This is a genomic window from Acinetobacter sp. WY4, from assembly GCF_018438165.1.
In the GTDB taxonomy this organism is placed as follows: domain Bacteria; phylum Pseudomonadota; class Gammaproteobacteria; order Pseudomonadales; family Moraxellaceae; genus Acinetobacter.
In genome coordinates this window covers 745,422-768,175 of record NZ_CP053947.1, presented here as the reverse complement: position 1 = coordinate 768,175, position 22,754 = coordinate 745,422, and the positions used below count along the sequence as shown (strand labels likewise).

The 22,754-nt window shown below is 44.2% G+C and carries 17 protein-coding genes and 1 pseudogene; 12 read left to right on the top strand and 6 right to left on the bottom strand.

Annotation, left to right across the window (positions count from 1 at the left end):
• Positions 1–77: 77 nt before the first annotated feature.
• Positions 78–968 carry a LysR family transcriptional regulator gene (locus G4D73_RS03565; RefSeq protein WP_005263303.1) on the bottom strand — a complete coding sequence of 297 codons (891 nt, stop codon included), beginning with the start codon at positions 966–968 and terminating at the stop codon, positions 78–80.
• A 98-nt stretch (positions 969–1,066) separates the two neighbouring features.
• On the opposite strand from G4D73_RS03565, the gene G4D73_RS03560 reads away from it, so the two are divergent.
• Positions 1,067–1,516 carry an AceI family chlorhexidine efflux PACE transporter gene (locus G4D73_RS03560; protein WP_213687398.1) on the top strand — a complete coding sequence of 150 codons (450 nt, stop codon included), beginning with the start codon at positions 1,067–1,069 and terminating at the stop codon, positions 1,514–1,516.
• Positions 1,517–1,679: 163 nt separating this feature from the next.
• Entirely contained in the window at positions 1,680–3,863 is a 2,184-nt protein-coding gene (locus G4D73_RS03555; protein ID WP_213687397.1) for a beta-propeller fold lactonase family protein, read from the top strand.
• Between the two features lie 54 nt (positions 3,864–3,917).
• Here G4D73_RS03555 and G4D73_RS03550 read toward each other — a convergent pair whose 3' ends face one another.
• Positions 3,918–5,435 (bottom strand): acetyl-CoA C-acetyltransferase, encoded by a 1,518-nt coding sequence (locus G4D73_RS03550; RefSeq protein ID WP_005263300.1) that lies wholly within the window; start codon positions 5,433–5,435, stop codon positions 3,918–3,920.
• A 240-nt stretch (positions 5,436–5,675) separates the two neighbouring features.
• Between G4D73_RS03550 and G4D73_RS03545 the strand changes: the two genes are divergently transcribed.
• The 5 genes from G4D73_RS03545 (at position 5,676) to dnaX (ending at position 12,193) form a co-directional block, all read left to right on the top strand.
• The gene (locus G4D73_RS03545; RefSeq protein ID WP_004645432.1) at positions 5,676–7,067 is read left to right on the top strand and encodes a 3-oxoacyl-ACP reductase; all 1,392 of its coding nucleotides are present in this window, start codon (positions 5,676–5,678) and stop codon (positions 7,065–7,067) included.
• Between the two features lie 158 nt (positions 7,068–7,225).
• Positions 7,226–8,080: a MaoC family dehydratase gene (locus G4D73_RS03540; protein ID WP_044108854.1), complete on the top strand. Its 855-nt coding sequence runs from the start codon at positions 7,226–7,228 to the stop codon at positions 8,078–8,080.
• A 59-nt stretch (positions 8,081–8,139) separates the two neighbouring features.
• On the top strand, positions 8,140–9,405 hold the full coding sequence (locus G4D73_RS03535; protein WP_213687396.1) for a serine hydrolase domain-containing protein: 1,266 nt from the start codon (positions 8,140–8,142) through the stop codon (positions 9,403–9,405).
• A 78-nt stretch (positions 9,406–9,483) separates the two neighbouring features.
• The gene (locus G4D73_RS03530) at positions 9,484–9,927 is read left to right on the top strand and encodes a copper resistance protein NlpE N-terminal domain-containing protein (RefSeq protein WP_004278816.1); all 444 of its coding nucleotides are present in this window, start codon (positions 9,484–9,486) and stop codon (positions 9,925–9,927) included.
• A 133-nt stretch (positions 9,928–10,060) separates the two neighbouring features.
• Positions 10,061–12,193: a DNA polymerase III subunit gamma/tau gene (gene dnaX / locus G4D73_RS03525; protein ID WP_213687395.1), complete on the top strand. Its 2,133-nt coding sequence runs from the start codon at positions 10,061–10,063 to the stop codon at positions 12,191–12,193.
• A gap of 8 nt (positions 12,194–12,201) precedes the next feature.
• On the opposite strand, the gene G4D73_RS03520 is transcribed toward dnaX, so the two are convergent.
• Together G4D73_RS03520 and G4D73_RS03515 are read right to left on the bottom strand one after the other, a co-directional pair.
• Positions 12,202–12,636 (bottom strand): acyl-CoA thioesterase, encoded by a 435-nt coding sequence (locus G4D73_RS03520; protein WP_005252181.1) that lies wholly within the window; start codon positions 12,634–12,636, stop codon positions 12,202–12,204.
• A 44-nt stretch (positions 12,637–12,680) separates the two neighbouring features.
• Complete coding sequence (locus G4D73_RS03515) at positions 12,681–13,841, bottom strand: iron-containing alcohol dehydrogenase (RefSeq protein ID WP_213687394.1); 1,161 nt, start codon at positions 13,839–13,841, stop codon at positions 12,681–12,683.
• 120 nt (positions 13,842–13,961) lie between these two features.
• Here G4D73_RS03515 and G4D73_RS03510 point away from each other — a divergent pair, with 120 nt between their 5' ends.
• From G4D73_RS03510 to G4D73_RS03495, 4 genes are read left to right on the top strand one after another with little or no spacing between them, the layout of a single operon-like run.
• On the top strand, positions 13,962–14,468 hold the full coding sequence (locus G4D73_RS03510) for a low molecular weight protein-tyrosine-phosphatase (RefSeq protein WP_004278810.1): 507 nt from the start codon (positions 13,962–13,964) through the stop codon (positions 14,466–14,468).
• Between the two features lie 3 nt (positions 14,469–14,471).
• Entirely contained in the window at positions 14,472–15,512 is a 1,041-nt protein-coding gene (gene murB, locus G4D73_RS03505) for a UDP-N-acetylmuramate dehydrogenase (RefSeq protein ID WP_005247280.1), read from the top strand.
• A 1-nt stretch (position 15,513) separates the two neighbouring features.
• Positions 15,514–16,653 carry a YdcF family protein gene (locus G4D73_RS03500; RefSeq protein WP_086044702.1) on the top strand — a complete coding sequence of 380 codons (1,140 nt, stop codon included), beginning with the start codon at positions 15,514–15,516 and terminating at the stop codon, positions 16,651–16,653.
• Complete coding sequence (locus tag G4D73_RS03495) at positions 16,653–17,696, top strand: alpha/beta hydrolase (RefSeq protein WP_086044703.1); 1,044 nt, start codon at positions 16,653–16,655, stop codon at positions 17,694–17,696. Before G4D73_RS03500 ends, G4D73_RS03495 begins: the two co-directional genes overlap by 1 nt.
• A gap of 68 nt (positions 17,697–17,764) precedes the next feature.
• Here G4D73_RS03495 and G4D73_RS03490 read toward each other — a convergent pair whose 3' ends face one another.
• On the bottom strand, positions 17,765–19,435 hold the full coding sequence (locus G4D73_RS03490; RefSeq protein WP_086044704.1) for an FMN-binding glutamate synthase family protein: 1,671 nt from the start codon (positions 19,433–19,435) through the stop codon (positions 17,765–17,767).
• 501 nt (positions 19,436–19,936) lie between these two features.
• Entirely contained in the window at positions 19,937–20,944 is a 1,008-nt protein-coding gene (locus G4D73_RS03485; protein WP_180037376.1) for a helix-turn-helix transcriptional regulator, read from the bottom strand.
• A 354-nt stretch (positions 20,945–21,298) separates the two neighbouring features.
• Between G4D73_RS03485 and G4D73_RS03480 the strand changes: the two are divergent.
• Positions 21,299–22,744 (top strand): annotated as a pseudogene (locus G4D73_RS03480) (circularly permuted type 2 ATP-grasp protein); the annotation flags it as partial.
• Between the last annotated feature and the right edge of the window lie 10 nt (positions 22,745–22,754).

Here is a 22,754-nt window from a genome sequence, read left to right as displayed (position 1 = left end):
CTATGGTTATTGCTTATGCTTTCTTATATATCATAAATGGCCGGTTTACCAAGTAGACTGTCGTTGAATTTCTGTGATTAATGCCCGGTTTTACGTTGTTTGCGCAAGTGATTAATCAAAAAATGAGCAGCTGTGCCTAATCGGGTTTCTCTGCTCCAGACCAGATCAACAAAATATTCAAACTTTGGGGTGAAATCGAGCAGGTTGAGAACCTGTAACTGATCTTGCAAATGTGGCTGCTCATTCAGCATTTCGAGTGGCAGAACCCCCCAGCCCAGTCCTTGCTGAATCATGCTGCAAGCCGAGTGGTGGTTGTCGGTGCGCCAGTAATTTCGTGAAAAGAGTAGTTCCGGCTTGATGGTGCGATCCCGACTGGCCACCACAATCTGCCTGTTTTGCAAAATCTGTTCATAACTGACTTGATCGAACTGACTTAGGGGATGCTGTTTGGCGACTACAGCCACCAGTACCTCACGTTTCAATTCCACAAACTGTTCCCGTGTTTCCAGTTGTTCGCGTTCAAACATCAAGGCTAGCTGCGCTGAACCTTCAAACAGCATACGATGTGCATCTTCCTGAGGTGCACTGAATACATTGACTTGCAGTGCAGGAAATTCCTGTTCTAGCAACACAATATAATCGGTCCAGCGCGTATGCAGCAATTCTGAAACTACCACAATATTCAATTCAGATTCCAAGCCTGAACTTAGGGCTTGAGCATGCTGTTTCCACTGGTTCATTTCTACCAGTAGCTGCTGGGTTTTTTCATACAATACCTGCGCTTGTGCAGTTGGTTTCGGTTCACGACCTATACGCTGAAACAGTTCCAGATTCAGGTCAATTTCCAGATTGGCAATGGCCATGCTGACTGCGGAAGGTACTTTACCCAGTTGACGGGCAGCTGCAGAGAAAGAACCGGTTTCCATCACAGTTTTAAACATCAGCAGCTGTTCCTGATTAACATTCATAATTTTATCTTTCATTTTTACTGATAGATTCTAACTCGAATAGTCAGATTTAAAGAAATAAAATTCTTGCATCATGTAATGAATTGAGCTGATTTGATATGTTAATTTCCAAAAGAAGGTTGATTCATGCAGCTTTATATGAAGGCATTTTACTGGTCGTGATCGCTGTCCTGCTAAGTACATTGATGCATATGCCGCTTGAGGTCACCGGTGCACTCGGGATTGCTATGGCCGTGACTTCAGTACTCTGGAACATGCTGTTTAATCATTATTTTGAAAAATTTGAAGCAAAACATCGTTTGAAAAGAACCATTAAAGTGCGGATTGCCCATGCAATTGGCTTTGAAGGCGGTTTGATGCTGGCGACCATTCCGATGGTGGCTTATGCCTTGCACATGAGTCTGGCTCAGGCCTTTCTGCTGGATTTGGCTTTGACCCTTTGTATCTTGGTGTATACCTTTATTTTCCAGTGGATTTATGATCATCTAGAAGCCAGACTGGGGCAAGAGCCGGATTATCGGAAAATCTCATCATTAAATAAGCCATAAAAAATACCACACAGTTCAGACTCCCTTTTCAGAATGCGAAAGGTGAAATATTCAGCGATGAGGACTTGATCAAGTCCTCATTTTTTATGCTCGAACCCAACTGAAAATTAAGCTATAAGACATTGATTTTTCATTTTAATTTTAAAATTTATTGGGGAATTCAATGCTATTTAGACGAGCGATCTTGTCAGTGTCCATCGTGTTGCTGATGTGGGGTTGTGGGGGTGGAGGAGGTGAGAGCAGTACGCCACAGCAGACGCTGCCGGATCCAGTGACACCCCCCGGTTCGGGTGAGCAACTGAGCAAAATTGCGGAATTTAAGGTTCTGGATGTGGGTTCAGAATTAACAGCAGGGAATTTCGGTCTGAAAACCTGGAATCCCACCGCCATGGTGGTAAATGGCGATGTCCTTTATATTGCCAATAGTCAGGCCGAATCGAATATTTTACGTTATGACTTAAAGCAAAAACGTGCACTCAGTGCGATTGATCCTATGAAAATTTCGGGTCTGGCCAAAAAATGGGACAGCCTGAATGATCTGGAAATTCATGCAGGGCGTTTATATGTGGCCAATTATGGCTCGAACCGAATTGATATTCTAGATATTAGTGGTGAACAGCCGAGCTTCATTATGGCACTCGGTACAGGTGTGTGGTGGGGCGATGCGCTTAATTATTCGCTGGTACATAGCAATGCAGTGACTGCTGACGACCGTTATGTGTATGTACCTGATATTGAAGGCCGGATCAATGTCTGGCGTCAAAGTGATGTGACAGCGCAAAACCATTTAAAGGCCCGCAAATTTGCACGGCTCAGCTTGCCGGGCTGTGCACGCAACTGTAATGCACGTATGGAGGTCATGGGCGACTATCTGTATACCAGCCTGCCGGATGGTATGACTTATGTCCACGATATCAATCAGATTCAGGAAAATGGAAATAATATTACGCCCATTTTAACAGAAACCAATTTGTCGGCAGTCATGCATCGTCATAACGATGGCTTGGTCTATGTGTCACGAAATGATGGAACTGTAAAAAGCTACCGGGAAAAATCTTTTAACTTGGAGTCTATCTTACCCAATAAAAGTGTAGATACTTTCCGAGATTATATTTTAAAAGGGCAAAACCAGAGCAGTCGACTGGCCAAGGCCAGCGATCTTTATATTTATGGTCAGAATCTATTACACATGGCCAATCAGAAAATTCATATTCTGCCAATGCTGACCTTGCAACAGAATAAATCCACACAGCTAAACCAAGCTATGATTTTAACCGAATCTCAGGCACGCGAGAGAAGCCGTGTCTTGCAGGATGGTGAATCATGGGAAACCTTGACCAATAGCAGCCAGCGTCATGTCTATATGGACAAGATTTTATCGGCAACTCTAAATGGCAACCGCCTGCATTTGCAAAGCTACAGTGCTGTGCCTGTACGTGATTTGCAGATTCGTGCCAATATTAAAAACTCAGAAGACTGGGTGATTCTGGCTAAGCTGGATCAGTTGACGCCATTTTCGAAGGCAAATTTTGGTCTCAAGTTGACCGATCAATCCCGTTTCCCGTTGCTTGATGGCACAGGCTCGATCCAGCTCGCAGGTCTGAGTCAGACCACGCAAAACCCAAGCAATGTTTTTGATCTGAAAATTAGCTCTGAGACCGATGAGCACGTCAAAAAGCTGAATCAGATTAAAGCCAAATGGAAAATTTATTTTGGTACCTATGATGAACCGAATAAATGGTGTCGTATTACGCCGGTCTATGCCCGGGAATGGGTCATGATGATGACCAATCTGGCCTATATGCTCAGTACTCCAGAATTTGAAACCTTATGGTTTAACCATAAAGCGGTCATGGGACACGATTTTTTTGGCAATGATGGTCAGGTAGAAGGGCCGAATGGTTTCTTTCAGCCAGAAGATTATGTCCGGATCTATCGGGAAATTCTTAACCGCAATGAAATTAATCTTGGCATTACCAATATGGGTGATGGTTTAGGTGGTGGAGCAGTATTAGGAGTAGATACTTGGTTATTCTATGGCCATTACACATTATCTGGTTATCGAATTATTGCACATGAATTTGGTCATCATTGGGGCGGGCATAATAGTGCCTGGGCCATGTCGAATTATGGCTTTGAAGCTATGGTCGATTGGTTAAACTTCTATTTCCAGCGCCGTCCAGGCTCAATTCCTTATATGGACCCAAATGTGAATGCTTTCCACCTAACACCCGACAGCGCGCTTTGTCAGGGTGTGAACCAGAATATGGTAAAAGGTGTGGCATCGACTGCACCATGGAATAAAGTAGATGAATATTTTAAAAATAATCCAATAACAAATCCCTAAAACATAAAAAAAGCCCCTCAATTGAGGGGCTTTTTAATTGGATCGGTCAACGGATTATTTTTCAATAATTGCCGTCACACCTTGACCACCGGCTGCACAGATCGACACCAGTACGCGGCCTGAACCTTTCTGGTTAATCAGTTTTGCTGCTGTCGCAATGATACGACCACCAGTTGCTGCAAACGGGTGACCGGCAGCAAGTGAAGAGCCTTTTACGTTCAGTTTGGCACGGTCAATTGAACCTAAAGGTGCATCCAGACCTAAACGCTCTTTACAGAATTTTGGATCTTCCCAAGCTTTCAGCGTAGACAATACTTGAGATGCAAAAGCTTCATGAATTTCATAATAGTCGAAGTCTTGCAGTTTCAGACCTGCACGCTCAAGCATGCGTGGTACGGCATATGCAGGCGCCATCAACAGACCTTCTTTTTTCTCGACAAAATCAACTGCGGCAGTTTCCTGGAAAGTCAGGTAAGCTAGCACTTCATGGCCATTTGCCTTCGCCCATTCTTCAGAAGCCAATAGTACACAAGAAGCACCATCTGTTAGCGGTGTAGAGTTACCCGCTGTCATGGTACGTGCATCACCTTTACCAAAAGCAGGTTTAAGTTTTGCCAGCTTCTCAACTGAAGAATCAGCACGCAGGTTATTGTCACGTTGAAGACCCAAGAATGGTGTAATCAGGTCATCAAAGAAACCTTCTTCATAAGCTGCAGCCATTTTCTGGTGTGAAGATGCAGCCAGTTCATCTTGCGCTTCACGGGAAATTCCCCATTCCAGTGTGGTAATCGCCTGATGATCACCCATAGACAGACCTGTACGCGGTTCACCATTTTTTGGTGCATCCATCAGGTCTTTCACATTGATCTTGGTCAATGCTTTCAGACGGTCTTTTGCAGTTTTCGCGATATTTAGCTCAAGTAATGCTTTACGTAAACCGTCACCAAAAGCAATCGGTGCATCAGAAGTCGTATCTACACCACCTGCAATGCCTACTTCGATTTGACCTAGAGCAATCTTGTTCGCTACCAGAAATGCCGCTTGAAGGCCAGTACCACATGCTTGCTGAATGTCATAAGCAGGGGTTTCCGGTGCAAGAGCAGTATTTAGTACACATTCACGAGTCATGTTGAAATCGCGGCTGTGTTTCAGTACAGCACCTGCAACCACTTCACCTAAGCGTTGACCTTGAAGGTTAAAACGTTCAACCAGACCATTCAGGGCTGCTGTGAACATATCAGTATTGGATGCCGTAAAGTAAGCACCGTTAGAACGTGCAAATGGAATGCGGTTACCACCAATAATAGCAACGCGGCGAACTGTATTTTGGCTCATGTTTGGTTCCTGTTGAACAGAAGTCTGTGTTATAGATGTTGAATCTTGTTGGCTTGAAGTCGTTTTTTTGGTACGTGCAGATGTACTGCGTGTACGTGTGGTTTTAGCCGGACTTTTTTCTGTGGCATTGGCTGTATCAGGATTTTTAGTGCTACGCTTGCTACGCGTTGATGGTTTTGACACAGTTTCTGTCGCAGAGTTCTCGACTGCTGGATTATCTTGAGTTGTTTTGCTCATAAGGCTTTACCAGGCAAATAGATCGTCTTCTTGGCGGTTACATTAGCATAGAAGAAGATAAGCTGTATTGACTACAATGACATTACAGACTGCGCTTAGGTCAAGTCATCTGCCTGTTATCTCAAGTATGATTGGGCGGAAACTGGTAGATCTATTGAAATATAAGTGTCTGGCATCATACTGAAGTTTAAGGATAACTTTAGATCAACCAAAAATTAATTTGTATGAGAGATAATAAACATGACTGATCAGTACCAAACTTTTGCAAAATCTCCTATTGGTAAATTTGTCATTAAAAATTTGGGTCTGCCATCCCCAACTTCTTTAGAGCGTTTTGAGTCTGCTACACCTGTAGTCAAAGGTGCAGTATTGTTTGGAGCAGCACCGGCAAGTACCTTGACTGGTGCTATTGCTCAGGTTCTGGCAAATATTCATGCCAATAGCTATGCAGGTAACAATGCTGAATTACAACAGGCTGCTGCATCAGCTGGACTGAATCTGGGTGCATTTAATCCAGGCGATAAAGAATCAAAATTCAAAGTTGTCATTTTTGATGCTTCAGGAATCGAAAACTCAGAACAGTTAAAATCACTTTATGATTTCTTCAACCCGATTGCACGTCAAATCCAAAGTTCTGGCCGTGTCGTGATTGTAGGAACTACGCCTGAAACTGCTAAATCAGTCAGCCAGTCCATTGCTCAACGCGCACTGGAAGGTTTTGTAAAATCTGTGGGTAAAGAGTTTAAAAAGGGAATTTCAGCGAACCTGATCTATGTAGATGCTGGTGCTAAAGCAAATCTTGAGTCTGCTTTACGTTTTGCAGTTTCTCCACGGTCTGCCTATGTTTCTGGTCAGGTGATCCGTGTTTCACCTGCTGAAAAAGTGGATGTGGACTGGACTAAACCATTAGCAGGCAAAACTGCTGTAGTAACCGGTGCGAGCCGTGGTATTGGTGAAGCGATTGCTCATGTATTGGCACGTGATGGTGCACATGTCATCTGTCTGGATGTTCCGCAGCAGCAAGCGGACCTTGATCGTGTAGCCGGTGAAATTGGCGGTTCAACTTTAGCTATTGATATTACTGCTGCAGATGCAGGTGAGAAAATCAAAGCGGCAGCAGCTGAGCAGGGTGGTCTGGACATTATTGTGCACAATGCCGGTATTACCCGTGACAAGACTTTGGCCAATATGAAGCCTGAGCTATGGGATCTGGTGATTAACATCAACCTGTCTGCGATTGAACGTGTAAATGACTATTTAATCTCCAACGATGGTCTAAATGCCAATGGTCGTATTATCTGTGTATCCTCAATTTCAGGCATTGCAGGTAACCTGGGTCAAACCAACTATGCAGCGTCTAAAGCGGGTGTGATTGGTGTGGTGAAATTCACAGCACCAACTTTAAAAAATGGTATAACCATTAATGCCGTTGCACCGGGCTTTATCGAAACACAAATGACGGCTGCGATTCCATTTGCGATCCGTGAAGCGGGCCGCCGTATGAATTCGATGAGTCAAGGCGGTCTACCTGTCGATGTTGCAGAAACGATTGCAATGTTTGCTGCTACTGCATCAACAGGTTTAAATGGCAACGTGATACGTGTATGTGGTCAAAGTCTTTTAGGGGCTTAAAGCATTCAAATTCTCTCTTGCGCTTTTATTGAAGCTCAGGGGGAGGATTTAGGAGAGAAAGATTAGGGGCCTTTTTTTAGCCCTCTCTCTAACTCTCTCCCAAAGGGAGAGAGAAATCCACTCATATATAAATGAAAAGAATATTTTAAAGGTTCAGTATGAATACGCGCCATTTTAGTCAACTTCCAAAACCTTATTTAGCCTATCCAAAAGTGATTCAAGGCTTGATTTTTAAAAAGCCGAAAGCTGAAAAAGTTCTACCGCAAGTTGAATATGTGGTGGATTCATTCAAGGTCGATCAAAAACATCTGAAAGCCTATAATGAAGTCTGCGGTTTTAAAAATAATGGTTATATTCCAGCAATCTATCTGACGGTGCTTTCACAAAGTCTACAAATGCACATGATGACTTCAGAAGCATTTCCGTTTCCGATCTTGGGTCTGGTACATATCCGTAACCAAGTGAAGCAATACCGTAAAATCGGCGTCAATGAAACCTTGACCCTATCATGCAAATTTGGTGAATTACAGCCACATGATAAAGGCGTTCAGTTTGATTTCATTACTACAGTCAAAGTGGCAGGTGAGGTCGTAGTTGAAGCATTAACCACTTATCTCTCACGTCAAAAGACCAATGCTAAAGCGGCTGCTAAACCTGCAGAAAGCCAAGCGCCAGAATACAAACTGAATAATGAATGGAGCATCTCGGAGAATACGGGTCGCCGTTATGCCATGACCTCAGGTGACTTTAACCTGATTCATATTCATGCAGTTACAGCGAAAGCCTTTGGCTTTAAACAGGCAATTGCACATGGTATGTGGAGCAAAGCCAAAGCACTGGCGAATCTGTCATTGCCAGATGCTTATGAAGTTGATGTCTGGTTCAAGTTGCCGATGTACTTGCCATCTAAAGTTGAGTTCCTGACCGCGCAGGCAGCGAATGAGACAGATTTCCTGATTCGAAACAGTAAGAGTCAAAAACCGCATGTCACCGGTCATATCAAAGCGATTTAAATCTGGATCAAAAGCCTAAACCCGATTTAGGCTTTTTCATTTTAAGGGATCAATATTCTATGGATAGAATGATGCAGCCAATTAAAGATTATCTGTTTGCTGATCAGCATAATTATCAGGGCAATGTCGATGAGCGTTTCAGTGACCTTGCCCGTCAGTTTAGCCGTTTGCAGGATGCACGTACCGAACAGGGTGGTGCCGCACTGGTGGTATATTTTGAGGGACAAAAGGTCGTCGATATTTATACCGGTAAAAAGTCTGTCACTGAAAACTGGCAACCGGATACCATGTCGCTGTGTTATTCCACAGGCAAAGGTGTGCTGGCGACTTTGGCGCACATTCTGGTGAGTCAAGGTTATCTGGATTATGATCGACCGGTTGCAGAATACTGGCCTGAATTTGCACAAAGGGGTAAAGAAAATATTACTCTGGCGCATATGCTGAGTCATCAAAGTGGCCTGTTTGATATCCGTAATATGATTGATGATGCCACTGAAATGGCCGACTGGTCGCATATGCTGGACCGGATTGCAGCAGCGGAACCACGTTTTCGAGTTGCAACAGATGCAGCCTATCAACCGCTGACTTTTGGCTGGCAGGTGGGTGGAGCATTAGAAAAAGCGACTGGTAAAAAACTGGGTGAGCTGATGCAGGAATATCTGGTACAGCCACTACAGTTAAATGGTGCTTATTTTAGCGTACCGACGAATGAGTTAGCTCGGGTAGCGCTGCCCATTTTAAAGCCTAAAGCAGCCAAGTCTCAAACACAGACTGCGAAAAAAACTACACCAAGAAAGCCGAACCTGATGGAGCGAGCCTTGGTCTTTAGCGGGCAGGATCCTCAGGATTTTCAGGATGCAATGATTCCCAAAGGCATGAAGAACTTTAGTTTCTTTAGTTATGAGGGTCTACAGGCCATTATTCCATCTGCTAATGGAGTATTTACCGCAGAGAGTCTGGCAAAAATCTATACCATGATGGCCAGTCGTGGTGAATGGCAAGGACAGCAACTGATTTCGCAGGAGGTATTCCAGCGACTTAGTCAGGTGCAATACAAAACACGAGATCGGGTCATGCCTTTACCAATGCACTGGCGCTTGGGGTATCACCGTGTTCTCACTTTAGGAAAAGCCTCTAAAGGTTTTGGTCATATGGGCTTTAATGGCTCTGGTGCCTGGTGTGACCCTGAACGGAATTTAAGTTTTGCCTATACGCATAATTTCCCGACAGGTTCATTAACCGGAGATTACCGTCTTTGGGGCCTGACGCAGGAAACCTTGCGCTGTGCGGATGCGGTACTGACCGGCCGCAAAGGCTGGCGCTAAATATCCCTGATTTGGGAGTTTAGCCCGTCAGACAAATATGCTATTTTGTCGCGCAGTCCATGGCTATGGTGTGAAGTAATGAAAAAAGTGCTGGTGATTCCTTTGGTCGCAAGCAGTGCGTTGTTCGGATGTCAGGATCCGAATCAGCCGGCTGCAAAAACGGTGATGGAAGCCAAAGCTCAGATTCCTGCCTGGGTCGGGAGTTATCAGGGCACGACGCCATGTATGGGATGTTTTTCAAGTTGTGAAGATTGTCCAGGCATGGCAGTGGCCTTGACCTTGAATGAAGATCAGACTTTTACTTTACAGCGTGAAAGTTTAAGTGGACATAATGAAATTGAAACGATGAGCGGGCAGATTCGGTTTCAGGATGAATCACAACAAAAGATTGAACTACTGAATGTCGATACCCGAAATCTGCTCTATGTCGATCTGAAAAAGCATGTTCTGGAAATTCGTGAAGATCAAACAGGCAAACGCTACCAGATGCAAAGTGACTTTATCCTGTTTGAATCCGTCTAATTTTAAAAAAGCATCTGTTTTATATCCCTTTTTCAATGATTTTGATCAAGGGATTTTTATTCTTTATAAACCGGCATTCATTTCACTATTTCATAAAAAAACAGTATGCTTAGACCTGTAAAAAGGAGCATACATGTATCAAGTACTTGCGCGAAAATACCGTCCTCGTAATTTTAATGAATTGGTGGGGCAAAACCATGTATCACGTGCTTTAACCAGCGCGCTCGAACGTGGTCGTTTGCATCATGCCTATTTGTTTACAGGAACACGTGGTGTCGGAAAAACCACGATTGCACGTATTTTGGCGAAGTGCTTGAACTGCGAAACCGGTATTACTTCGACCCCTTGTGAGGTGTGTCCGACGTGTACCGCAGTCAATGAAGGCCGCTTTATTGATTTAATCGAAATCGATGCGGCATCCCGTACCAAGGTCGAAGATACCCGCGAGCTGCTCGACAATGTTCCTTATGCACCCACTCAAGGCCGTTTCAAGGTCTACCTGATCGATGAAGTGCACATGCTCTCCACGCATTCTTTTAATGCGCTGTTAAAGACGCTGGAAGAACCACCGGAACACGTCAAATTCTTGTTTGCGACCACTGATCCGCAAAAACTGCCGATTACCGTAATTTCTCGCTGTCTGCAATTTACTTTGCGTCCATTGGCAGTCGATGAAATTACCGAACATCTGGGCCATATTCTCAGCAAAGAAAGCATTCAGTCTGATCAGGATGCCATCTGGCAGATTGCTGAATCTGCTCAAGGTTCATTACGTGATGCCTTGTCGTTGACCGATCAGGCAATTGCCTATGGTCAGGGAGCGATTCAGCATCAGGATGTTAAAGACATGCTGGGGCTGATTGACCGTACCATTATTTATGATCTGATTCTGGCGATTCACCAGAACCAGAAAGCGCAGGTCAGTCAATTACTGCTGCAGTTCCGCCAGCAGGCTCTGGATGTGTCATTGGTGCTCGATCAGCTGATTTCGACTCTGCATGAACTGGCTTTATTGCAGTACCTACCAGATTTAAGCCTGAAATATAGTGCCGAGATCAATCAAAAGATCATGCAGTTATCGGCTCTAATCTCAGCACAAGACCTGCAACTGTATTATCAGATTGCCTGTAAAGGTCGTGCTGATCTACAGCTTGCAGTTACGCAAGAACAAGGCTTTGAAATGACGGTGCTACGTTTGCTGGCTTTCCGTCCATTACAGCCAAGCGAAATTCCGGTGATGCAGGAGACTGCACCGCAACAGGCAACAACTCATACAACACGCCTACAGCAGTCCGTTCAGACACAACTTCAATCTGAATCAGTAGAAACACAATCATTGGAGGCAGAACCGGTATTTGATGATTTCTCTCTGGACGATGAGTCGGATGAGGAGATTGATGTCGCATCAGCGTCTGAACCTTCTTCGGATGATTTTTTGGATGAGGAAGAGCCAACCAACATCAATGCACCTGAACCTGTCCAGCCTGTAGCAACTCAAACAGTGATTGAAGAGATTCAGTCTGCGGATCAGATTGTTTTTGATCCAAATGATGACAAAGGCTTATTTGGTTTTGATGAAATCGAGAGTACGCCAGAAGCACCTGCTACCAGCAACAGTTCGGATGATTTGCTGCTTGAAGAGTTTATTCCTGCAGATGCTGTCATTCCTAGTGAGCCACCACAAAACAGTATGTCTGCTGATGAGGAATTTAGTCTTGCTGCACCGGAAATAGAGCTTTCACAGGAAACAACCGATCAGCCTGCTCTTAAAAATATAGCTCCGGTTCAGCCAGTCGCACAGACAGCTTTGCCGGAAGACATTTCCCAAGATGTAAATATGCAGAATCTGATGCCACAGGATATTTTGAAGATACCTGAGCAAACCTTAGAAGGCGAGTGGAGCGTAGAAAAATGGGAATACTGGTTCCGTAACAGCCAGCTTTCTCCGGCAGTACAGGAACTGGCACAGTATGGCATCATGACTGGCCAGATGAATGGCGAATCCGTTTTCCATATCCCTAAACAGTACCAGCAGTTGTTGACCCAGTTGCAACATCATCTGGAAGCTGCTTTGCAACAGCAATGGCCGCAAACTAACTTCCAGGTGAAATTTGAAAATGTGGATCAGTTAACGCCATATACCATGCAGCATCAGCGTAAGGAACGTGCCTTTAAACGTGCCGAAGAATTGTTACATGCTGAACCGGCAGTACGCGATCTGCTACAGCAGTTTGACGGTGAACTGCAAAATATCCAACTGAAATAGGCTGGATGTTAAGTCACAACAAATCGAGATAAAGCATCCCGCATTTCAACTGGAATCGGGGTGCTTTTTCGTGTCTCACGATCGACAAATACATGGACAAAATTGCCTTGCGCAGCGGCTGTATCTGAGTTGCGTTTAAAAATAGCCAGATCATAGCTGAGTGATGAGCTTCCCATGCTTTCAATGGCCACGCCCACTTCAATAATTTCCGGATACGACAGTTCCTGATTAAACTGACAGTTGGAGCTGACTACCAAGCCAATCATCGGGGAGTATTTAGGATCAAAATCAGCTTCCTGAATCAGCAGGGCATTGGCTGCGGTATCAAAATAACTGTAATAAGTCACATTGTTGACATGGCCGTACAGATCATTGTCTGCCCAACGGGTTTGAATGGGCAGGAAAAAAGTATAGTGTTCACGCTGTTTGATGGTGGCTTTCATCACTATTCAGTCCTCAGCTAGATAAGGCTTAGGTGGAAATTGATCTAGGAATAGATCGCCTGATAAATCTGATAAGCATCCTCCACCTTGAGTTCACGTGGATTATTCTGCAACAGCCGGCTTTGTTGCATCGCATCTTCTGCCATCACCTGCAGCATATGTTCTGGAACATTCAACTGATTTAGTTTTAGAGTCAAACCGCTTTGCATCAGATGATTATTAAAATGATCAATAAACAGATCGGTCAGGCCATCATGGCAACCTTTACTACGGGGATCCAGCCAGGTCATCAATTCCGCATAGAGCTGTTTGGCTGCTGGCGCATTAAACTTTAATACTTCAGTTAGAACCAGTGCATTGCTATGCCCATGCGAAAGATGAAAATGTCCACCCAGTGGATAAGCCAGCGCATGTACGGCAGCGACTGGTGCATTGGCAAAGGCTTGTCCGGCCAGCATGGAACCGACCAGCATATTTTGGCGGGCATCTAAATCATGACCGTTTTGCAGTACACGTTGCAGATTGGCATTCAGTAATCTTAAAGCCTGTTTGGCCAGCATATCCGAATAAGGATTTTTCTTGTGTTTTGAGGTATAGGCTTCAATGGCATGTACCATGGCATCAATGCCGGTGGCGGCAGTGATCTGTGCTGGAAGATTCTGGGTAAATGTTGCATCCAGAATGGCAATATCTGCAAAAAGGATCGGTGCCACAATACCGGTTTTAGTGGTTTCACCTGTGGTGACAATCGAAATCGGCGTCACTTCTGAACCTGTTCCAGCCGTAGTTGGTACCAGAATTAAAGCTAAACGCGGTCCGGTGGCATTATCAACGCCATACAGATCAGACAATGTCTGATGCTGTTCAGGATGCGCCAAAATTGCAATGAGTTTGGCCACATCCATCGAGCTGCCACCACCAAAGCCCAGCACCACATCAATATTTTCCTGTTTTGCAAAAGCCACCGCTTCAAGCACCACTGTATCGGGCGGATCGGCCTGAACATCCGAGTAAATCACATACTCCAGTCCGGCAGATTCAATAATATCCAGAATCGGCAGATGTAATTGCTCCTTCAGCATACCCGGGTCAGTCACCAGTAGAAGACGGCGATAACGGCCATTTTTTAGAATTTTAAATAATTCCTGAATCGTGCCTAGTCCGGCAATGATATTGGGGACGGTTTGAAACTGAAAACGATTCATGGCGATATCCTTGATTTTTTTATTGCAAATACGAGATTATTCTATGGTTGTAAGATAGGAATCAGTATATAAATAACTTAACATAAGAATCCTTAAAATAAAGTAGCTCTGAGGTTGTTTATGTCATCCAGAACGCCATACAAGGTGTTATGTGTTTGTTTGGGAAATATTTGCCGCTCTCCCACGGCAGAAGTTGTACTCAGACATTATTGTGATGAACAGCAACTGAATATTGTGGTCGATTCTGCCGGAACCAGTAATTATCATCCGGGCAAGGCACCGGACTTGCGTAGCCAGCAGCATGCGCTGAAACGTGGCTATGACCTTTCAGCACTTCGCGCACGTCAACTTATTCCGCATGATTTTATTGATTATGATCTGATTCTGGCGATGGATCTGGAGAATTTATCCAATATCCAGAACATACAGCGTCTGGCAGAAACTCAGTTTGGTCATGTACGTGCACGTGTGGCATTGATGAGTGAACATGATCAGACCTATCCGAAACAGGCCTTACCGGATCCTTATTATGGCGAAGCGGATGGCTTTGAACGGGTGCTTGATCAGTGTGAGTCCAGCAGCCAGGCCTGGATTGAGATTTTTAAACAGAATTTACACAAGGTTTAAGCGATGCAGATTCAAACCCAGGTTCAACTTAAACCTTTTAATACCTTAAATTTAGAAGCAGTTGCTTCGCACTATGCTCAGATTCAATCCACCGCTGATCTGCTAACTGCACTGGATTTTGCGGAACAGCAGCAACTCAATTTGCTGATCCTGTCAGGCGGCAGTAATATGTTGTTGCCGGAGCAGATTGATGCGCTAGTTCTGCATATGGATATTCAAGGCATTGAAATGCTGGATGCTGATGATCAGTCGCAACGTTTACGTGTAGGCGGCGGACAAGGCTGGCATGACTTCGTGCTCTGGACTACAGCACAAGGTCTGTATGGTTTACAAAATTTGGCCCTGATTCCTGGACGTGTCGGTGCTTCGCCAGTACAGAATATTGGCGCTTATGGCGTTGAAGTCGGCGAGTTTATCGATTCCGTCGAGGTCTATGACCGTCAGCTGAAACAATTTGCCTCGATTCAGGCAGCAGACTGTCAATTTGCCTACCGGCATAGTATTTTTAAAGATGATCCTAACCGTTATGTGATTACCCATGTGACTTTTAGATTACTTAAACAGCCAGATTTGAAACTGAATTACGGTGACCTGAAGACTGCGGTCGGTGATCAGCTCACAGCAGAAAACTTGCAGCAACAGGTCATTCAGATTCGTCAGAGCAAATTACCTGATCCGCAAGAATTTCCCAACGTGGGTAGCTTCTTTAAAAATCCAGTGGTTGATCAGGCGGTCTCTGACCAAATTGCTGTATCTTTCCCGAATTTACCCCATTACCAACAAGCCAATGCTCAAGTTAAACTAGCAGCGGGCTGGCTGATTGATCAGGCGGGCTGGAAGGGTAAACAGTTGGGGCCTGTCGGCATGTTTCACAAACAGGCATTGGTCTTGGTGAATTATGGTCAAGCCTCTCTCACCGATGTTCGTAAAACGTATCGTGCAGTACAACAGTCAGTTTGGGAAAAATTTAGTCTAATGCTGGAGCCTGAACCTGTATTGTTCGATAAAAATGGCTTGATCCGTTCTCATCAGGAAGAGGAATAACATGAAAAACACCCATTGGATGGTACGTTTGCTACAAATTGTCACTGGACTGTTTGTGCTATGCGGCTGTCTACTGGTGTTGGTTTATACGCCTTTTTACTCAAAAATGATCGTCAAGGGCTTAAACCAGTTTGTCTCCTTAGAGCTAAATGAAGTCGCGGCTCAAAGCCAGAAAATGGCTGCACTCAGCGAACATGAAAATCTGGAACCTGGCTCTGATTTGTGGATTGCCCGTCAGGCGTATTTAAAGGTCATGGAACAGGATATCCAGCAAAATAACTCGGCCAACCTGATGCTGATTCAGGCACGTTATAAAGCACTGCAGCAGGTGATTGAAGAATATCAGCGCGAACAGCAAGATCAAAAAGCAGAGCAAAGTCCACCTGCTCAGGTGCCCTTATTGTCCTCTCAGGAAGAAGCAGAACCAGTCGATCCGACAGCCAATGTCCGGGAATTGCTGGAGTGGGACAGTAGTGAAAACAAGGAGCGCATTGAGCAATATATGGAGTTTCTGACGACGCATCCACTAGAGCAGGGTGAAGCCAGTTCGGTACAGGAAACCGATGGAGAGGAAATCCAGCAGGACTTGGCTTTACTACAAGAGCAACAGCAGGCTAAACCGGCGAATAGCTCCCAACCTTATGCCATTGTGGTATTGGGTGGTGGCTTAACCCTAGATGACCAAGGCAAAGAGATCATCGTCAATAACTATACGCGACTACGTCTGGAAACTACGCTGGCAGTAGAGAAACATTATCAGTTGCCGATTGTTCTGAGTGGGGTCGAAGCGCCGTATATGCAGCGCTGGTTAAAAAATCATGGTGTCGATGCCAAATTACTGGAAGATCGCAGCATGAACACCTGTGAAAATACCCGTTTCAGTTCATTATTATTACAAAAGAAAGGTGGAGCGCCTACAGTGATTCTGATTACGGATCGTTATCATATGCCGCGTACCCGCCGTTTATTTGCGTTAAATGGCATACAAACCATTCCGGTAGAAGCGCCGATGCCAACGCCATTGACACGATGGCGTCCAAGTGCACAAAATTATGATCACAGTCGTCGTGCCAATTATGAAATGTTGGCGACCATGCGCGATATGTGGTTTGGATCCAGTGACTGTCGGGAGGTGCCATAATGTCTGATATCCCATTTTTAAATCCCACCATTCTGAAACAGCTGGATTTACCCATTCCGAGTCGGGATGTTACGCCTCAACTCTTGCCACCTTTAAACCTGAATCGTAGTGATGAACCGCCGATTGATCTGCAGTCCTATCGAAAGCTTTATGGTTTTGATTTACTGGACTGCAAACACTGGCAGGGCTATGTACAGATGCCATTATTCAAGTTGCATGTACAGGTGTTTGAACCGAATCTGGAAAATACCCGCTTTGACAAGATTCAGGGAACTGCCTTTCTGTTGCATGGTTATCTGGAACATAGCGGCATTTATCAGCCGATTGTCAAAGAGCTTTTAGAACAGGGTTTTAGTGTGTTGACCTATGATCTGCCTGGACATGGTCTGAGTGATGGTTCACCTGCCAGCATTCAGAATTTTGATCATTATCAGCAGGTTTTGCATGCCGTACATCGTTATGTGCAACATGCCTCACAATTACCCAAACCTTGGGTTGGCATCGGGCAGAGTACCGGCGGTGCGATCTGGATGCACCATTTACTGGAATTTGCAGAACGTCGTGAAAATCCTTTTGTTGAGCGGGTCTTGCTATTATCACCATTGATTCGTCCCGCCAAAACTGCCTGGTGGCATAATTCGGTCGGATTGGGCATTATTAGCCGAATCAAACGTGAAGTTCCCCGGCATTTCAGACGCAATAATCATAATCCGGAGTTTCTGCGTTTTATCCGGCTTAAAGATCCATTACAACCGCGAATAATGGGCATGGACTGGATTTTAGCGATGTCACGCTGGATGCTGGAAATGGAAGCGCGTCCGGCTTGTCGTATTCCAGTCTGGCTAGCACAGGGTGCACAGGATCAGACTGTGGACTGGCGTTATAATATCGAATTTATCCGACGTAAATTCAGACTCCAGACTTTGCTTATGCTAGAAGAGGGTTCGCATCAGTTAATCAATGAGCGTGCTGATATTCGTGCTGCATTGACGGGTTTGATTCCTGCCTTTCTGCATGCACACGGCAGCAAAACTTATTATTAATAGATTGAAAATTTAATATTTAAAAAGGCGTTTATGAAAACGCCTTTTTTAGTTCTAATGCTATTGATTTAAAATTTTTCTAATTGGGCCAAATTCCACATCCGGAAGTAGAAGTTCTCCTCATCCTTATTTTCACAGGCCAATAATTCGCCTTCTTTCAGCCAGAAATGAATCTGCGCAAAGTTCTTTATTTCGTGATTATTCACGCGTTGTGCCAGATGATGCGCCTTAATAGCGGAAGGGTGTTTGAGACCTGCGGAAGCTATTAGTTCAGACAGGGCATGTAAGGTGTTTTTATGGAAATGAAACACCCGTTCTGCCTTGGTCGGCACATGTAAAGCTTTCTGGCGATCTTTATCCTGGGTGGTGACTCCGACAGGGCACTGGTTGGTATGACAACTTTGTGCCTGAATACAGCCTACTGCAAACATAAAACCACGGGCAGAGTTCACCCAATCCGCACCAATGGCAAGCGTACTGGCAATATCGAATGCACTAATAATTTTACCACTTGCACCAATTTTGATCTTATCTCTCAAACCTGCACCAACCAGGGTGTTGTGTACAAACAGTAAACCTTCTCTTAAAGGCGCACCGACATAGTCAATTAATTCAATGGGTGCAGCTCCCGTTCCACCTTCAGAGCCATCAACCACAATAAAATCTGGGTAAATCTGGGTATGTAACATAGCTTTGACCATGCTCATAAACTGCCACGGTTGACCCAGACACAGTTTAAATCCGACCGGTTTTCCGTTGGAAAGTTCACGTAATTTTTGTATGAAATGCATCATTTCAATCGGTGTGCTAAATGCCGGATGACTCGAAGGTGAAACACAATCATGATCACGGCTGATGCCTCGAATTTGGGCAATTTCTTCCGAAATTTTACTTTTAGGTAAAATACCGCCATGGCCAGGTTTTGCGCCTTGCGAAAGCTTGATTTCAATCATCTTTACTTGGGGTAGTTTGGCTTGTGCAGCAAAACGTTCCGGATCGAATTGTCCATCTAAAGTACGGCAGCCAAAATAACCACTGCCAATTTCCCAGACCAGATCACCGCCATATTCCAGATGGTAGGGACTGATACTGCCTTCGCCTGTATCATGGAAAAAATCACCTTTTTGAGCGCCGAGATTAAGTGCACGTATCGCATTGGCACTCATGCTGCCAAAGCTCATGGCTGAAATATTTAAAATAGAAGCTGAAAAGGGCTGGGTACATTGCTCATTTCCAATCAGGATACGAAAAGTCTGCGGATCAGCAACTTTGCAGGGCGTGATGGAATGACTAACAAAGCGGTAATTATCTTCATAGACATTCAGAATCGAGCCGAAAGGTTTATCAGAATTTTCATTTTTTGCCCGTTGATACACCAGACTGCGCTGCATACGGGAAAAAGGCAGTGCGTCCCGGTCGGCTTCAATAAAATACTGACGAATCTCGGGACGGAATTCCTCAAAGATAAAGCGGAAATGTCCCATAATGGGATAATTTTTCAGAATGGAATGCTTATTTTGTAGTACATCATACAAACCCAGCAAACTCAGCAGAATGCTCAGGATCCATAGGGTATTCACTAACGTTTGCGGCATAAAATAATAGATATAACGCGGTGAATAACCGATATGAAATGTAGTAAAAATTACTGCAATCAGAATGCAGGCAAACCAGACCGAATGGCGGGAAAAGAAAGTATTAAGCAGCTTGTGACGTACTAATTGAGCAGGGTTAGCCATTGTAAAATTAAGTCCCTATTTCTACTTCTATAGGGCTTTATGATGTGCAGAGCGAGATATCTTATACAAGCAGAGAATTGTTATTCGATTTTATAAACTTGCCAGAAATACTATTAAGTCAGGCAATGAATCAGCAGCGATTACAGATAAATTTTGCGGAAAAAGTCCTATAGAAAAAATCTGCAAAAGACATGCATTCTATTTATTTCACAAGTAAGGCGGATGACTTTATAGTCGGTTTAGTCACTACATAGGAGTCTTAAACCATGACCAAAAAATCTATTCGCTTTAATAATGCTGAGCTGGCTTGCTTATGTCTCAGTCATTTTTAAATATTGATGTTTCATCCAAGCTACATTTTGGGGTGTTAAAGAAAAGTAGCTTGGCACAGCGACAGCTCACTACAACAAGAACAAAAATATAAGCAAAATTCTCCAGTCCCCACTTTGGGGATTTTTTTATTCTGGAATACCTAAAAGAATCTGGATGAAGCCTGTGTGATTAAGGCTTTTCTTCATCCGGCTGATCGACTGCATTGGCTACAATACTCGGTTCAATATATTTAATCTTTTTACCAAAGCTGCGTAACCACCAGACCAGTTGGGAGGTAAATGGCACGGTAGCAGTGATCAGCGACATGCCATCTTCCATTTTTTCAATTTTCTGGTCTTTGCTGAGCTGGCTTTCCTCAAAATAATGTGCATCCGATTCCGACATGCTGAGTTTAAGCGTGACATTTTCGGTGGGATGGTTGAAGTCCACCCGGAAGCCCAGTGCACCAGAATCAATATACTCATCAATATCGAAATTGACTGGATGCAAGGCACGTGAATTCAGCACGACGGCCGATTTAAAGCGGTGCAGGGCAAAGGTCTGGATATCCGATTTGTCGTGACGGGTACACACCAGATAGATGATTGACCCTTTTTGTACCAATGCCAGAGGATTGAGAATATAGGTCTTTTCTTCGCTGTTATGACCACGGCCCTGATACACACATTCCAGTTGTTTGTCTTGTAACAGGCCTTCATACACCGCTTGCTGCGCGGCCTTATCTACCACAGGGGGAATCAGGGGTTGGGTGGCCGGAACAATGCGCACACGGTTAATCCATTGCCGGACATTGTTCTGGGAAGAAAGACTGCGTCGTGCCAGATCAAACCACGGATTCATTTCCTCGATCAGGCTCGGTGGCAGCAGATGTTTTAAATGTTCTTCGACCATCATGAAAGTGACCGCTTGCGAGCTGGTCATATGCGGCAAACTTTGCAGCGGCGCATCTGAACGCCAACGCCAGCCTTGCGGCGTGGTTTTACTGCTTTCAATCGGAAAGCGTTGAGCAATCTGATTCAGGTCGCGCTGAATGGTGCGCAGACTGATATCGATGCCTTCACGATTGAGGATTTCCTGTAATTCACGTGTTCCCATCCATTTGCCGGTAGAAAGGCGTGACAAAATTTGCCATTGGCGATATAGACTGTTTGAAGTTTCTTTTTCTTGTGCTGACATAATTTATTTTGCTGGCAATAAAGAAGAGGGGATTTAGGCTTAGCCTAACACAATAAAAAAACTCTCATTTTTTCGCAAGTCCCTCTGTGCAACATTTGTCCTACAATTCTAAAACAACTTGGTCGAAAATGGCATTGAGTTCATTGGGCATTTATTAGATTAATGGTAATTGAAATACAGACGTCATGGCATGGATATTGCTCTGATTTGATTATAATAGATGATAATACGAGGGTTTGTATGCTTAAAGGAAATCAGGATACAAATGTGATTGAAACAATTGATAAATTTACTTCCCAAAATATTGGAAAAAATTTTATAGACACTAAAACTACAGCGGTATCTACTACAACAAATCCACAACTTTTATTGCAGCAGTTATCTTCGAAGTTCTTTAATGAAATGCAGGATAAACATGTGCTGTCCAGTCAGGCAAGTCAAAGGTTGGAAGAATGGTTATCTCAACATACGCTGGATGAACTCAATGCACTGAATCAGGTAGCAAAAGAACATTTTTTTAATCACGGTATTACCTTTACCGTTTATGGCGATGAAGAAGGCGTAGAACGCACTATTCCCTACGATATCATTCCGCGAGTCATAGACCGGAAACAGTGGAATATGGTGGCTTTAGGCTCGGCACAACGGGTACGGGCGCTAAATTTATTCTTACATGATATTTATCATCAACAGGACATTTTAAAAGCCAATATCATTCCTGAGTTGCAGATTTTAACTCATGAAGCCTATCAGCCGCATATGTATCAACATAGCTTGAAAGGCGGGATTTATAGCCAGATTAGCGGGATCGATGTGATCCGTGATTCCAAGGGCGAGTTTTATGTCTTAGAAGATAATCTCAGAACGCCATCTGGCGTGTCTTATATGCTGGAATGCCGCAAGATCAGTGAAAAACTGATGCCGAAAGTATTCGAGCAGTCCAAGATTGCCGGAATCGAGCAATATCCACAATTATTAAAAGAAATCCTGATCGAAAATGCTTATGTCGACAAGCCATTTGTGGTGGTATTGACCCCAGGACGTTTTAATAGTGCTTACTATGAACATTCTTTCCTTGCAAGAGAGATGGATGTGCCATTAGTAACATCACGTGACCTTTTTGTTGATGACTCGAAGGTTTATGTAAAAACCATACGTGGTCGCCAACGAGTCGATGTTATTTATAGACGGGTCGATGATGCGTTTCTTGATCCCTTATGCTTTAAACCGGATAGCACTTTGGGTGTGGCTGGCTTGATGTCAGCTTATTTGCAAAATAATGTTGTGATTGCCAATGCACCGGGAACCGGTGTGGCAGATGACAAATCGGTTTATCCATATGTCGACAAAATGATTCGTTTTTATTTGGGTGAGCAGCCAATTCTAAAAAATGTTCCGACTTATCAATGTCGTAATTCTGAAGAATTAGACTATGTCGTGGCTCATCTGGATCAACTGGTGGTGAAAGAAGCGCAGGGTTCGGGCGGTTATGGCATGCTCATTGGACCACAAGCGTCTAAACAACAAATTGAAACTTTCAGGGAGAAAATTTTAGCTGCGCCGCATTTATATATTGCGCAGCCAACTTTGGACTTATCGGTTAGTCCGACTTTGACCAATTTTGGTATTGCTGAACGTCATATCGACTTACGCCCATTTGTATTGAGCTCGCCTTATCGTACTGAAATCGTACAGGGTGGCTTGACCCGTGTGGCGATGCAGCCCGGCTCACTGGTGGTGAATTCATCACAAGGTGGCGGTATCAAAGATACCTGGGTAGTCGACAATTTACATTCATAAGATTCCAAAG

Coding starts and splice junctions, on each gene's coding strand:
- G4D73_RS03565 (WP_005263303.1), bottom strand. CDS start 968: ATGAATGTTAATCAGGAACAGCTGCTGATGTTTAAAACTGTGATGGAA.
- G4D73_RS03560 (WP_213687398.1), top strand. CDS start 1,067: ATGTTAATTTCCAAAAGAAGGTTGATTCATGCAGCTTTATATGAAGGC.
- G4D73_RS03555 (WP_213687397.1), top strand. CDS start 1,680: ATGCTATTTAGACGAGCGATCTTGTCAGTGTCCATCGTGTTGCTGATG.
- G4D73_RS03550 (WP_005263300.1), bottom strand. CDS start 5,435: ATGAGCAAAACAACTCAAGATAATCCAGCAGTCGAGAACTCTGCGACA.
- G4D73_RS03545 (WP_004645432.1), top strand. CDS start 5,676: ATGACTGATCAGTACCAAACTTTTGCAAAATCTCCTATTGGTAAATTT.
- G4D73_RS03540 (WP_044108854.1), top strand. CDS start 7,226: ATGAATACGCGCCATTTTAGTCAACTTCCAAAACCTTATTTAGCCTAT.
- G4D73_RS03535 (WP_213687396.1), top strand. CDS start 8,140: ATGGATAGAATGATGCAGCCAATTAAAGATTATCTGTTTGCTGATCAG.
- G4D73_RS03530 (WP_004278816.1), top strand. CDS start 9,484: ATGAAAAAAGTGCTGGTGATTCCTTTGGTCGCAAGCAGTGCGTTGTTC.
- dnaX (WP_213687395.1), top strand. CDS start 10,061: ATGTATCAAGTACTTGCGCGAAAATACCGTCCTCGTAATTTTAATGAA.
- G4D73_RS03520 (WP_005252181.1), bottom strand. CDS start 12,636: ATGAAAGCCACCATCAAACAGCGTGAACACTATACTTTTTTCCTGCCC.
- G4D73_RS03515 (WP_213687394.1), bottom strand. CDS start 13,841: ATGAATCGTTTTCAGTTTCAAACCGTCCCCAATATCATTGCCGGACTA.
- G4D73_RS03510 (WP_004278810.1), top strand. CDS start 13,962: ATGTCATCCAGAACGCCATACAAGGTGTTATGTGTTTGTTTGGGAAAT.
- murB (WP_005247280.1), top strand. CDS start 14,472: ATGCAGATTCAAACCCAGGTTCAACTTAAACCTTTTAATACCTTAAAT.
- G4D73_RS03500 (WP_086044702.1), top strand. CDS start 15,514: ATGAAAAACACCCATTGGATGGTACGTTTGCTACAAATTGTCACTGGA.
- G4D73_RS03495 (WP_086044703.1), top strand. CDS start 16,653: ATGTCTGATATCCCATTTTTAAATCCCACCATTCTGAAACAGCTGGAT.
- G4D73_RS03490 (WP_086044704.1), bottom strand. CDS start 19,435: ATGGCTAACCCTGCTCAATTAGTACGTCACAAGCTGCTTAATACTTTC.
- G4D73_RS03485 (WP_180037376.1), bottom strand. CDS start 20,944: ATGTCAGCACAAGAAAAAGAAACTTCAAACAGTCTATATCGCCAATGG.